At 38.0% G+C, this 13,242-nt stretch carries 8 protein-coding genes and 1 pseudogene; 4 read left to right on the top strand and 5 right to left on the bottom strand.

All coding sequences use genetic code 11. From position 1 onward, the window contains the following. Positions 1-460 precede the first annotated feature (460 nt). On the top strand, positions 461-922 hold the full coding sequence (locus BS333_RS21035; RefSeq protein ID WP_021709040.1) for a hypothetical protein: 462 nt from the start codon (positions 461-463) through the stop codon (positions 920-922). 17 nt (positions 923-939) lie between these two features. After that, a pseudogene (locus BS333_RS22415) lies at positions 940-1,065 on the top strand (IS6 family transposase); the annotation flags it as partial. Between the two features lie 159 nt (positions 1,066-1,224). Here the strand turns inward: BS333_RS22415 and BS333_RS21025 are convergent. The 5 genes from BS333_RS21025 to BS333_RS21000 all read right to left on the bottom strand — a co-directional run bounded on the left by BS333_RS21025 (position 1,225) and on the right by BS333_RS21000 (position 9,625). Beyond that, positions 1,225-1,620, bottom strand: coding sequence for a cysteine peptidase family C39 domain-containing protein (locus BS333_RS21025; protein WP_021709041.1), 396 nt, complete (start codon positions 1,618-1,620; stop codon positions 1,225-1,227). Between the two features lie 669 nt (positions 1,621-2,289). Continuing rightward, positions 2,290-3,117 carry a hypothetical protein gene (locus BS333_RS21020; RefSeq protein WP_021709042.1) on the bottom strand — a complete coding sequence of 276 codons (828 nt, stop codon included), beginning with the start codon at positions 3,115-3,117 and terminating at the stop codon, positions 2,290-2,292. Positions 3,118-3,694: 577 nt separating this feature from the next. Next, positions 3,695-4,648, bottom strand: coding sequence for a hypothetical protein (locus tag BS333_RS21010; RefSeq protein WP_021709044.1), 954 nt, complete (start codon positions 4,646-4,648; stop codon positions 3,695-3,697). Next, on the bottom strand, positions 4,645-9,156 hold the full coding sequence (locus BS333_RS21005; RefSeq protein ID WP_021709045.1) for a PAAR-like domain-containing protein: 4,512 nt from the start codon (positions 9,154-9,156) through the stop codon (positions 4,645-4,647). Before BS333_RS21005 ends, BS333_RS21010 begins: the two co-directional genes overlap by 4 nt. Before the next feature lie 19 nt (positions 9,157-9,175). Beyond that, positions 9,176-9,625, bottom strand: a complete 450-nt coding sequence (locus tag BS333_RS21000) for a hypothetical protein (RefSeq protein ID WP_033003526.1) — start codon at positions 9,623-9,625, stop codon at positions 9,176-9,178. A 530-nt stretch (positions 9,626-10,155) separates the two neighbouring features. On the opposite strand from BS333_RS21000, the gene BS333_RS20995 reads away from it, so the two are divergent. Together BS333_RS20995 and BS333_RS20990 are read left to right on the top strand one after the other, a co-directional pair. After that, positions 10,156-11,673 carry an ISNCY family transposase gene (locus BS333_RS20995; RefSeq protein ID WP_081638490.1) on the top strand — a complete coding sequence of 506 codons (1,518 nt, stop codon included), beginning with the start codon at positions 10,156-10,158 and terminating at the stop codon, positions 11,671-11,673. A 624-nt stretch (positions 11,674-12,297) separates the two neighbouring features. Beyond that, positions 12,298-13,077: an ATP-binding protein gene (locus BS333_RS20990; protein WP_158297108.1), complete on the top strand. Its 780-nt coding sequence runs from the start codon at positions 12,298-12,300 to the stop codon at positions 13,075-13,077. Positions 13,078-13,242 lie beyond the last annotated feature (165 nt).

Genomic DNA, 13,242 nt, shown 5'->3' with positions numbered 1-13,242 from the left:
AGTTAGCTCTAAAGAAACTTGTAAGCTCCTGCTTACCCAAACGTTACCCTATACCTTAAATTCAAAATGATACCGCCCTTTACTTATCGGCCAGGTAACAGACCATCACTGCTAAATTTTCTCGGCATGGATTGTACTACAAAGTGCATATCTCAGAGGTTGATTTAGATTATTAGAATATTCAAATGTGAAAGGGATGACTACGTTCAGCAACAAACTAGAGGGAGTACATAAAATGCTTTATAGAGAGGGATTAGCCCCACTTTTCGGCAGGGCCATAGAGCGTAATCCATTAGGTTGCAGAATAAGCCTGTGTGCAGTGTGCAGCGCACAATCCTCAGTGAAGTGCCTTCTCCAAACAATAGATTTAGCAATGAGACAGAATATTGATATGCAACATTACTTTTATTTACTTCTGGCATGATACTTAAAATTCTAAAAACAATCATTGAGAACAGATATGAACAATCGAGAAACAGCAGAGTTAGGTTTAACCATATTTCAAAAAGCTTTAAACAAGAATTTGATCAAAACGCAAAAAGGTGAAATTCACCCAGAAATTCAGGTCTATTCAGATACTCCAAAGGGTAAACCACGTTTTTCATACGCTTTAATGGCGACAGGCACAAGAGTCAAATCATTTTGTGTTGCAATCGTAGGAGAACCATACAAGAAGAAGCTTTGCTTTGATATCGGGGTTAGTACTTTTCACAAGTTCCGAAAACAAGGTAATGCTGAGACAATTCTGATGAAAGCAATAGAAGAGCTAAAGTATGGTCTTAGCCGTAATAATATCACTGAATTTTACATCGAACTAAAAGTGGACAAAGAAAACGAAGCATCCCATAAGTTGTGCCAAAAATTTGCGGATGAAACTATAATGTCTGAAAAAAGCACAAACTATCTGAAGCTTATTAAATAAGAATAAGGGTTTTAATAAAAGCATGGTCAGCGATTCAAGATTTTGTGGGAATACGGATGTTGAATAAGGGTCAGTTTGATTTTTGGTTACGTCATGATGAGCCGAAACTTAGGGGGCAGGAAAGATCCGCCTTTCTCAATTAACTCTTCAATATATTTGGAATTTACGAATGGAAAGAGGTGCTCTGATAAGCACTTCATAAACATCTCCAATTTTTGCAACAAGCCCGTTCGAAGAGCATTGGCTGCTCGCGCAGCCAACAGGATGTTATTGCCTATTGACAGGCAGAAGGCTCATATGTGTTAGGGCTTGGGACTTATTAACAAATACTGACCAGCCCCTTTACGACCTCTATAGTGATTAATTACAGAAGGAGCCGATGGGTTGGGATCAAAAATAACCCTATCACTAGCCTTAACAACCCAGTGCCAATAATTTCCGGGGCGTACGTTCACTTTCACGATAGATGGAGTACGGACATTGCTCCAAGAACAAAACCTTTTACGTTCTGCAGCAAAACCTAATGTGTCTAAGACTTTGATGAGATCTTTGTGAAAGGTGTAATACTGACCATCGACCACCAAATTATGCTGGTAGAAAGCTTCTTCAACACGCTCATAAGTGAATCCAGTAACCATTGCTATACATGCAACACCACAGTCCCCTTGTGCATACTTTCTTTGCACTACTCGATTCATTATTTCTCCAAGAGCCCTAACGCTTATTAGTCGACAAACTGTCGTCTTTTTCTTCTATATAATGCACTCTTAGTCATATTAATTCAATTAACAATCAATAATTTAAAGTAAGACAAGGGATACTAAATTTCAAAATATCGCCTAAATACGGTAATGCTAAGTTATCAACTTAACCGGATAAGTTTTAGTAGGGCAAAGGCGTTTTCTAGTATCTAGTAGAAGCCACATCCAAACTCGCTGCAGAGTAGCGTGGCGTTCGGCTTGAAAATTCGAGACAGGTAATTTTCGCCGTTGGTTCCTATTGTTTAGGTGAAACAATGAAAATCCCCATACTATCACTTCGAAAGCGACACTTACTCTTGGTAAAAAAGAACCCCCAAAAATCATATAACCAATTGATTTATAACAACTAATAAAAAACCAAACACTCGTACAAATCTGTAAAACTGTTTAGTATTACAGATTGGGTTAACATTGAGAAAATCTAACCAACCCCTATTAAAATAACATAAAAAATATGAAATGTGACAGCGTCACTTCAAGTTGAATCAACACATGTCTAAAGACAATATGTTTGATCGGTTTTGCACTTAAAACTGGTAGAACTGGCTATTTTGAAGCTAAAAAACCGCTGGTAGAATCAGCGGTTTCTGAATATATTTTTTCGATTTATACTTGTGAGTCTAATATCTCTCTAATCTTCTTGTATGGCTTTTTATTAAAATTATAGATGATTTTATGCCCACCAAACTCTTTCTCTATGCCAGCAATCAACTTCCTCCACTCAAGAAAATAAGCCACCATCGAATAAGTCAACATCCCGAACGTGAACAGCACTGGCATGCCAATACTGAAAAACACTACGGAATGAACCCCTATTTCAGCACTTACAATTTCTGAATGTTTGAGTACTTCTGCCATTCCCATAGCGATACCAGCACCACTAGTCCCAATAAAGAAGCTTGCAATATACAGACCGTTTCTCACTTTCTTTAATGGTTTTCTGAGGAAAGGCATTCTGTGGAGACTAAGCAAACCAAAGATATCTGACCCTCTAACTTCAATTTCATCACCTCTGACGATAATATATTTTTTATTATGAAAATTGTTTTTATTACTAAAAAAAACACCAGAGAGAACACCAAGAAAATTCATAGCAATTAGAGAAGAGAACATGTAAAAGTTAATGTCAAAGATATCTTTAGATCTGACAATTACAGGTTCAATTATGAAAACTGAAAGCTGAAAAATAACATAAAGAAGAGAAATTAAAGCAAATTCAAGTTTCTTTTGAATTAAACCAATCCCGTTCTTAGTCAATGTGCCCAATGGTACAGCACTCGTAATTAAAAGCATAGACCAACAATAAATCTTGGGGATGTAATATTCAGAACCAATAGAATATCCTATCTGAAATGGCAGAAAACAAAAAAACAACAATAATAGAGAATACCTTTTAACACCTACATCTAATTTATTATCTGAATAAATTTCCATAAAAATCGCAACCTATCATGTAATTATATTCCTTACTTGTTTAATATCCGCTATTGAACCTTAGTAAATCAGGTCTATAGTTATAGTCTTCAATTAGATCAACATCTTCTTGAGCTGGCTCCACAACTTCCGATTAATTTATCATAAGACGCTAAAGATTTAAGAAAATACATCGAGATTTTTTACTCTACCGCACATAAATCGCGCCAGCGTGTTATCATTTTTTAACAATGTATGTTATCCAAGATATAAAAAACAAACCATTAATAAACTGTGTAGATATACAAAAAAGACTAAAGATGGTAGGTAAATCTGCCATGGAATTGGTATTAGGTTTTGTAGGAAAAACGCACGCCCTCAACATGTATGGATTATTTAGTCTAACTAGTTTTGGGGCATTTTTCGTGTTCCATGCCCCTTCGGCATACTTTTGGACAAAAATCAGTTTCAAAAAATCTAAAGCTAAAGGCTCATGGATAAGTTTTAATATGGAAAATCCATATAGATTCGCTTTAACATTTAAGATTAGTAGTTAAGCCCACAGTAAAACTGTGGACTTAAAGTATCTAATGCTCAGTTATTCTTTTAGATGGCGATATAATTTAGGAAGAATATGTTCTTGTTCTAGAATATCTTTTAGTCTTTCTTCGAATGGTTCTGGTTTCTTATCATTGAAAACATATGTTTTAGGCTGACTTCTCTTAAAGGTATCTCCAGTAATAAGTGAGCTTTTACCAAATTCCATAAAGTTGAATATTTGCTGAAGAAAATAGTTATTTCCTTCTTCTGAATTAAGAATTATACCACCTGTCGGCTGTACTTTCATACGGATCAGATCATAATTTCCGTGATCATTCCTTTTATCTCCGTAAAGATAGAAAGTAACACCTGTGCTTTTCTCTAAAAAACCCAAATTCTCAAACCGACAAGCTGCTAAACGACCTAGACCCCACGTATAAACAATTTTTCGCCTACGATCAAAATAAATATCAGCAGGCCTTGGTGATTTTATTAGAAAAAAAGTAAGATATAATGTAATGATTGCTACGATAGATGTAATTATAAGCATACCTTTCACATGCTCACGTATCCCTTCCCCACCATACAAGTGGACCGCTTTAATAAATCGGAAAAGAGAGTAGTTTTTTTCTTCTCCGAATATCAATTTATAATAATTATAGTCTCTAGTCTTGTAACTACTAAAATATCTTCCTTCATCTTGCATCTCTTCATACTGGACTAGTCTTTCCATTCCTGTATTAATAGATGCTGAATCCAAACCTATCCCATTAACTGCGTATATTAAGATTATCCACCACGCTATAACAAATGGGATTATATATACAGAGCGTATATTATACCTGTGTTCACGAACACAAAGTATGTCATCTGTAACACGCATAAATGGCTCAAGAGGCTCTTCTTCCGGCCCTATATTTTTTTGCTGTAAAAAAAAGTCTCTGCCATTAATAAGTTTTTGAGCATATTTGGATCTAATGAATAACTTATCATCATTATTGTTATTTATCATAAATCTCTCTCATAATCTGCAAGTTTACCGTCAATCATACCAAGGTAAGTTTTCAGTAACCTTCCATCTTTCGTTAGCCTTCGCTTAGGTACAGTCAGATCTTTACTCTGTTCATAATACCAATGAAGTTCGAGATCGTAACCAATTGGATTATCCATCTCTACCTCGAATATAATTTGGAAGTTAGCTAGAACATCTTGCACTGTCAACTCTGATGGTAGGTGATACTCATAATCTGGATCTGCAAGCTTTTCAGGGGAAGGGAAATGGTAATCTAAGCCCGTTTCTGCTTTTGCAAAAGCTTGTGCAAATGCTTTGGTAGCTTCTTCGTTAACCTTGAATGTTCCTTTTTGAATTTGTTGAAGATACGCAGGGCGACGTGGATCAATCCAACCTTTATTATAAACTGCGGCTACAACGTTTGATTCTCCTAATTTAAAATGAGGCAGGGTAAAAATATATTTATAGCGTTTTCTCGTTCTAGAAATCTCCTCTACAACTTCAACATAAAGTCGAGGCATATAACTGTAGTTATAAAACTCTTGAGTCTCCATTTCAAGTGCTAGTTTATATTTCGGATTATCACCTAATTCAGCTGCCTTTTCAATCCTTTGTGGAATAGTAAATTTACCCCTATTTTCGAAGTGCCAAAATGCATATTTATTACTATTTCCCCAGAAGCACCTATACAAGAGTTCCTCAAAATCACTCTTGTGTGCCCTTCTTTTGTAATTATCTGCTGCCAGTAAGTACATCATTGCAAAAAAGTACAGCCAAAGAACTTGTCTCGATGAAACAGCAATATTTTGCATCGTTCTAAAAGGTGCTGCAAGCACAAAGGTGGAACCCATGATAGTGTAAATATGCCCATTCAATGCATCTCTATCACCTGTTTCATAAGCATCTATGACACCCACTCCAGCTGTTACCATGACGGCTAAACTTGAAATAGCAACGAGCCTAGAAAGTGCTTGTCCTTCTGCGATTTTTTGAAGTACCAATAGTCTTCCATCAATAGACTTAGTTAAAAGCCTAGTTACACCGATTGATGATACTGCCAATAATTTTGGTAGGTATGTTCTTAATGCCCAGTACAACCTAAAAGAATTTAACAATCTTCTCTGGAAAATAAGTTGCGAATTAAGTACTCCAATCGTATCTGTAATACCTGCAGAAAGAGCGGCTACAGAGTCACTGTAGTTAAGAATAAAGTTAAAGGGAAGCTGTCCTGTTGCGGGATCCAACTCTACATCAAATCTATCATTTTGTGTTATTTGAACTAGAACATCAATGTTAGCTTTCAAGGATACCATCGAAATTGCACCATCTACTCTCGACCCTAACAATTCTAAGGTTGAATTTGCAGAAAACGATGTATAGCGCCCGCCAAATTTAGGTACTACTATTTCAGGTAAATTCGCTTTATTGGCTATTTCCTCAAAATGTGGCATTTTATGTTTCCATTCATCATTTGCCCAATTAATTAGCTTTGTTCCTTTATCGAGAGCTGAGAGAGTTCGTTTAATGGGCCGATCATTCTTTCCTTTAGAATCAATATTTTTAGCCAGTATTTCTGCTAACTTATCTAGGGTTATCTTCACCTCTCCCTTGATTTCCTTTATTCCATAACCTTTCTCAAATATTATTGGGATAAAAGATAATAGCTTTCCATAGAGTTTTGGTCTTAATATTTTCGCAGAAGTTATCGTTCCCTCTTTTGTATACTTTGCTATTGAGCTAACCCAGCAAAAGACAAACTCTAATACATTAGCTGTATTTTTAAGTAGCACATTAGTGACGTCAGCCCAGTCCACATTATCTTGACATTGAAGTAAAATAACTTTGAGATGATCTTGAAATATCCCATAAGCGCCTCCGCTGGCCTCATCACTAACCATAAAGTAGACTATTTCTTTTCCTTCTTCTGAGCTTTCTAAACCTTCCAAAGTGACTTTCATCACTTTGCTCAGTTTCTCCATTTCTTTGATTAAATCTTTAGGATTTTGGCTATCAAAGTAGTGTTCAAAATAGGCATTCAAAGAGCCAAGTGAGCCATCCGCTAACCCCTCTTCTCCATCCTTCAGGTAAGAGAATGCTGAATACAGTTTTAAAATCTCTTTTCTTCGGTCCGATATCTCTTTAGCAAATGTTTTATTTTCTTTGTAGAACTTGTTAAGTTCAGATAAATTAATATATTTATTAATTGATTGCTCTAGAGGCCCTCCTTTCCCACTTTTTTGTAAATGTAAAATCATGTCTCCAATCGTTTTGGGATAAACGCGGCTTGCTTCATAAGACTTTTCTATAGTGAAAATCATGGTGAGCAAAAAAGTGATATCGGCTTGTCGACCAACTGGATCATAAAGAGCAACCAGCACACCATTTTTCTTTTCACTATGACTTTTTTGCATAGTTTCTACAATTCCCTCAGGGGAGAGTGGATAACTATCTTGAGTTGTAAAAAGTTCAAGCCCCATATCCGTCGGCTTACTTGATTTCTCGGCCTTAAACCATTTGTTGTCCGTTGGACGGTAATCTTCGACCATAGAACCTAGGTTTTCTTCGGTCGCTTCAACACTAAAATCAGTTTGCGAAGAGGTTAAATCGACCCTTTGCATCGCTTTTTGACGAAACTCTTCGTCTTCATTCATTTTATCTATGATTGACTCTGCCCATTCATGTGCGGAATAAGCAATGGATATTTCCTGAGTCTGAGCATTAACAAAGGCAAAAGGGTAGAAATCGCTTCCTGATGATGTATCTAGTGTCAGCCCATCTTGGGCATTTTTACCATTAGTAAAGTTATATTTTTCAAACCTTTCCAAAACACCATTAGGCGTTTCCGTTTGAAGATATTTAAAGATATGGCAAGCACGTTTCCCTGAGTCGCCTTCTTCCTTGATATAGATCCAACCTTCACACAGAAGACGAAGGATATACCCTCCCGTCTCTTTTAAGCTTGATGCTTGAGACATTTCAATCATTGTTGGCGGAGCCTGAGCGGGCATTGGATCTTCAAATACATTTGCATAGCCATAGCGAACAGGGTAAATTGGGATCTTATCTTGTATTACCCCTGCTATTTTTTCAGGAGCAGGCAGCGCAACACTTACTTCTGGTATGGCGTTTACCACTGAGGTAACTTCTCGGCTCTCTGTTGAGACAAGTCCTTCGTCATTATTAACTTTAACGTTCTCTATATCATCAAGAATTTTTGTAGCTTTAGATTTTAACTTATTGAATGTGTTAGATATAAGTTCCGATTTCGCTTTCGAATAAGCATCGAGCTTATTAAGATGCTCATTCAAAATATCTTCTAAATGTGCGTATTCCTTACGAGCTTCATCACGAAGATAGGAAACACGGTCTCGCACTTTTTTGTCTAAGGACTCAAAATGCTTATTCATAGTTTTTTTGGCCGCTTCCCAATCATAACGTTCAAGATAACTTTTCGGGTTACCCTGCCCAAGCCCTCGTATATAGGCCAACATACGATCTGAAGTCTCACGAGGGTCTAAACACAAAATAGTAGAGAGTATGTCGCCTTCTTCAAGAGCATGAGGCATGGTTCTAGCTAACAAAGCCTCGGTAGTATGAGGAAGCGGTTGACGGAGGTGGCACAACGCAGAAGCGCATACTTTATCAAAGTCATACTCATTAGATGCATAAAAATGCGAAAAGTGCATTTTTATCTCTGTTTCAATGATGTCTTGAAAAAATTTGTCTTCACTCAAGTTTGTTCCCATACAACCCCATGCAGTACCATGGGTATCCACACGAGTTGGCTGCCAGAATCCACGTTGGCCTTTTGTCGCTAGTTCAAAGAAATCTTCATCTGATACTGATTCTTGATAATGAGGGTTATCTCGGCGAAGGGGTTTGAGTACCAAGTCATCTTGACTTTCTTCTGCGACCAACTTCACTTTGTCCGGTTTAAGTCCTGTCACAGTGGCTTTGCCTTGACCGTCAAGAGTACCAGAGCCAACAACAGCACCCGCTTCGTTAATCAGCTCAAAAGGGGCATTCGTTAAGCGCTTTCCGTTAGGGTAACGAATGGAAACCTCTAAATCGTGTGTTTCTTCTAAATCTTCATCCACACTCACTGACGGGTTTTGAACACCAAAACACATGGTATTGGCCTTATTCATTGTCATTTGGTCTGTTTGGCGTGCCACGCCTTTGCCTTCAATAAGAACGGTGGGTGAAGAGGTGACAAACTGAGCTTCTGCTTCAATGGTGCCAGAACTCACCCCTTTTTTATCGCCTCCTGCATCTCCGGTACTCTTACTAAATTTACTACCTTGTAGAGCGATACTATTGCCACCGTCAGCGAAAACCGTTGTTGAACCATCAACTAAGTCAGATGATTTAGCGTTATTACCATAGGGAATAGGCACAACAGGCTTACCAACTTTGGTTAAGCACACATCAGGGACCGATGCGTTCGCCTCTCCCCCAGAGCCTTTGTGTACAATACTTAATCCATTTGCTGCAATCGTTACGGCCATGCCTATTCTCTCTTCTTAATTAATTTAAACTGACTTTCTTGGCTTGAATCTTTTGAGTTCTTTCAGCCATGCTGTTGATGTGTTTTGCTTCAGTTTTTATGGTGCCGTTTTTGGCCGTCATTGTGATTTGGGTATCTCCTGAACGTAATGTCAGCTCCTCATCGCCTTCAATGCGCATCCGCTCGGCACGGAAGACAATTTGTTCTTTTTTTAGAAGGGAGGTATAAATATCTAGGATGGTGGGAAGGCTGATATCACCGCCAAAAAAATCAACACGACAGTCCAGTTTATTATCAATGGCTAACTCTATATCGGATTTAGAGAACGCTCGTCCTAAAGTGCCCCATATTGGTTCACCAAAAGGGTTAGATTCAAAGTCAATTTTAACTCGGGTTAAGTCTGGGTGAATTTCACTTATCCATCCTATTCGAGAATTAACTTCTATTGTAAGGTCATTGTTATTTGACATCGTCATGCCGTTCCTGTTTAACTGATGCTTAACAAGACATGGTAACATCATAATTTTAAACAACTTAATTGATACCAGAAGACACTTTACCTAAATGGCCTAGTGTATAAGAGTTAATGGCTATTCAAGTTGTTAGTTCGATGTAGTCATAGTGACGAAGTGACCTGTTATTTAGACTGAGGTGCAATTTCGTAAAACAGACTAAAAATATGAGATGAGTCACAAATTAATAGTAATAGGTAATCTGCTTTTTAGGGTTTTATTGTTCGCTTAAAAGGTTGGCTTTTCAAATTAGTTTTACTAAGTCAAAATAGAACTAATAAAATGCGTATGAGTAAAAGCTCTAAATGGAAAAGGGGCATAAATGAGTTTGCCAATACCACTTCAACTAATGTGATCACCAAGCGATTCTGTCGTACCTTAACTACCAAGCGACTTTGTCGTTAGCCTAATTACCGAGGGAAATTGACGGTCCTACTTTTTACGTAATCCTTTGACTATCACTGTGAATTAGTCAAAGGGTGTATAGGATGATCGTTATGGATGCTAAATCCCAGCTTACCGTGGATGTCATTGCTAAAGTGGCACTTAACAAAATCTCTATTCTCAATGCCTCGAAACTGCTCAATAAATCCCCCCGAACCATTGAACGTTACCTCAGACGATACCGTACCGATGGTATTCGTTTCGTTGTTCATGGCAACACAGGAAGAGCACCCGCTAATAAAATCCCCGTGACCTTAAAGAAGCAAGTTCAAGCTCTGATAAAAGCCAAGTATTACGACTTTAACATGCTTCATATGGCAGACATGCTGGAAGTGTTTGAAGGCATCAAAGTAAAGCGAGAGACACTTCGTACCTGGGCGCACGAAATCCATCATGTAAAACGAGCTAAACATCGCCGCTCCAAAGTAAGAAGACGACGAGAGCGCATGGAGGCAGAAGGCTTAATGCTGCAAATGGACGGCAGCACTCACCTTTGGTTCGGGGACAAAAAATCCTGCCTTATCGCTATGATTGATGACGCAACCAGTGACGTTCATGCGGAGTTCTTTCCTTCAGAAACTACGGAAGGGTGCCTCAAAGTAATGAAGGCTTATATCGAAAAAAAGGGGCTTTTTAAGACGCTTTATGTTGATAGAGCGGGTATCTTTGGTGGACCAAAACGCTGCCACTTCTCTCAGATGCAACGAGCCTGCGAAGAGCTTGGTATAGAAATTATTTTTGCCAACTCCCCCCAAGGAAAAGGGCGTATCGAACACGCCTTCGATACGTTCCAAGATCGTCTCGTCCCTGAGTTAAGACTGGCGGGGGTCACCGATATGAATAGCGCAAATGATTACCTGCAAAACACTTTCATCCCTGACTATTGGGCGACAACCCTCACCGTCAACGCTAAGCAGGTGCGCTCGGAACATAGGCCCGTTCCGAAACACCTAAACCTCGATGCGATATGTATCCAAAAAGAATATCGAAAAATCCGTCGGGACCATACCTTCAGTTATGGTAACGCAATGTACCAAATTACCTCTCCGTTAAGGCACTCTATCGTGAGTCAACAAGTTGAGCTACGTAAGCAACTTGATGGGAACTTCACCGCTTACTTTGCTGACCGAGAGCTGTCCATTAAAGAGCTTGTTGAGCCTAGCTCTAGGAAAGAATACGGGGAAGAAGTTCAGAAAAAGCTCGATGCTATTGAACTTGCCAAGGAGTTAGGAAATGTGAGAGAAGCTGCTCGGCAGAGCGGTTGCTCTGTCAAAAGCATTCACAACAACCGTCAACTTCTCGAAGCACACGGTCCATTAGCTTTGAAACGTATGTATGGCCAACCAAGGCACAGTATCCGCATCGATGAGAAGACTCGAAATGTCGTCATCTCATTAACGCTCAAATTACCTCATCTAACATCGATCAGGATCAGTGGTGAGATGAGAAAGCGATTTAACATCTCGATTAGTCACTCAACAGTAAGGAACATCTGGCTTGAAGAAAAGCTGAATACAAGAGAGTTACGGGAAGCTCGTGCCGAGGCATCAATTATCGAATAAGAGCAGAACTGTCATAGTTGACTACTATTAATAAGACTATGACAGAGTCCTTCGGTAATTAAACCGTCAACCTCCCTCGGTAATCACACAATACCACTTCAACTAAACCTATAAAGAAGATACGAATCCTACAAGAATTAAGTTTTGGCTTCGTTTAGCTACACAACCGTAGACATCAATCACTAAAACTGACGTTACACTTATAGGGATTCATAACAATAAAGATTGAAATTTAGGTTTTATCAACACCCTCTTTTGTTTCATCTCAATTTTCTATTTACAAATTTGTGCTAATGTGCAAAAAGGTGCACATGTCGGACAGCAGATTTTGACTTAGTTGAAATCTGAACAAGCAATGGATGTGGCAGAAAAAAATGGTGGTTTGTCTTTAAAGATGCTCAAGAAGCGGGACTAAAGTCGGTCACATTTGAGTTGTCCCCCCCCCTGTTTGACACGCATCATCCTGATGCACCCTATCAAAATAGTTTCGACCTTAGTTTTCCACCGATATTAATAAAATTAATTTATATATATCAGGTAAATAGTTGTCAGAAAAATAGCCCCCAAACTATGTTTAATAATATAAGCACAATAGTATTTAAGTTAATTCTCTGTGGTTCATTCATGCTGCCATCTGTGCTGTTTATGTTCTATAAAGTGACGCTTGAAACACTAACCATGTTATTTGTTTTTTTATCATTAATTGGCTATTTTGGCTTTAAAGCATTTGAAAATCATATTATTAACAGAACGCTTAAAAGTGTTCACGTAAAAGTTAATGCAATGAATCATACGATCAATGAGGCAATAATTTATTCTTCTAAGAAGAATGAAAAAATAAGTTTAGCTGATTCACTATCTATAAAAGAATCACTATATTCTATTGCTTCAATCAGTCCATTCAATCACAGTCCTTCCATGCTTTATCGTAGTGTCGAACCATTATTATCAGTTACATTAAGTGAATATGGCACACTGGCAAATCATTACGGTATTAAGTTCGAATACGACTTCTCCGCAGACTCACAGATTAAGGTGATAAAGTTATGCCCAAGCACTCTCAATAAGGTCTTGAGCATTGTTCTTTCAAACGCCATTAGTGTGTCAGGCAAAGGTGATAGAATAAGAGTGATGACAAAGCTATCTCAATCCCACTACTCAGTAATTGTTCTAGACGATGGTTCGGGTATAACTCCCGCAACACTTGCAAAGATAGAAAAAAGAGAAACGTTATCTTGCGGAAGGAGAGTCGATATTCATAATCGAGTCCATTATGGATTGGGACTTATATCTCTTAAGAGGCTAGCCAATGGAAGGGATATATCTATTCAGTCAGATCAAGTAGATTCAAAGCACTGTGTAATAATTAATATAGATAGAAGAACCGGCGGCAAAGCCGACTGAGCGTGAAAGCAAAGAGACTTAACCTTTACAGCGCTTTAACAATTCAGAGTTCATTTCAGAGCCAATTCCATTTTAGAATGCCTTTAATATATTATATTTGCCATTATAATATGAAAAAAGCAATTACTTTTTTACTTCAATCTCTCCAAAATTACTAATTATAAA

The sequence above is a fragment of the Vibrio azureus genome (assembly GCF_002849855.1).
Lineage (GTDB): Bacteria > Pseudomonadota > Gammaproteobacteria > Enterobacterales > Vibrionaceae > Vibrio > Vibrio azureus.
This window is presented reverse-complemented; position numbering and strand designations above follow the sequence as displayed.

Excerpts from the sequence above, each read along its gene's own strand:
- BS333_RS21035 (WP_021709040.1), top strand. The coding sequence starts at position 461 with ATGAACAATCGAGAAACAGCAGAGTTAGGTTTAACCATATTTCAAAAA.
- BS333_RS21025 (WP_021709041.1), bottom strand. The coding sequence starts at position 1,620 with ATGAATCGAGTAGTGCAAAGAAAGTATGCACAAGGGGACTGTGGTGTT.
- BS333_RS21020 (WP_021709042.1), bottom strand. The coding sequence starts at position 3,117 with ATGGAAATTTATTCAGATAATAAATTAGATGTAGGTGTTAAAAGGTAT.
- BS333_RS21010 (WP_021709044.1), bottom strand. The coding sequence starts at position 4,648 with ATGATAAATAACAATAATGATGATAAGTTATTCATTAGATCCAAATAT.
- BS333_RS21005 (WP_021709045.1), bottom strand. The coding sequence starts at position 9,156 with ATGGCCGTAACGATTGCAGCAAATGGATTAAGTATTGTACACAAAGGC.
- BS333_RS21000 (WP_033003526.1), bottom strand. The coding sequence starts at position 9,625 with ATGTCAAATAACAATGACCTTACAATAGAAGTTAATTCTCGAATAGGA.
- BS333_RS20995 (WP_081638490.1), top strand. The coding sequence starts at position 10,156 with ATGATCGTTATGGATGCTAAATCCCAGCTTACCGTGGATGTCATTGCT.
- BS333_RS20990 (WP_158297108.1), top strand. The coding sequence starts at position 12,298 with ATGCTGCCATCTGTGCTGTTTATGTTCTATAAAGTGACGCTTGAAACA.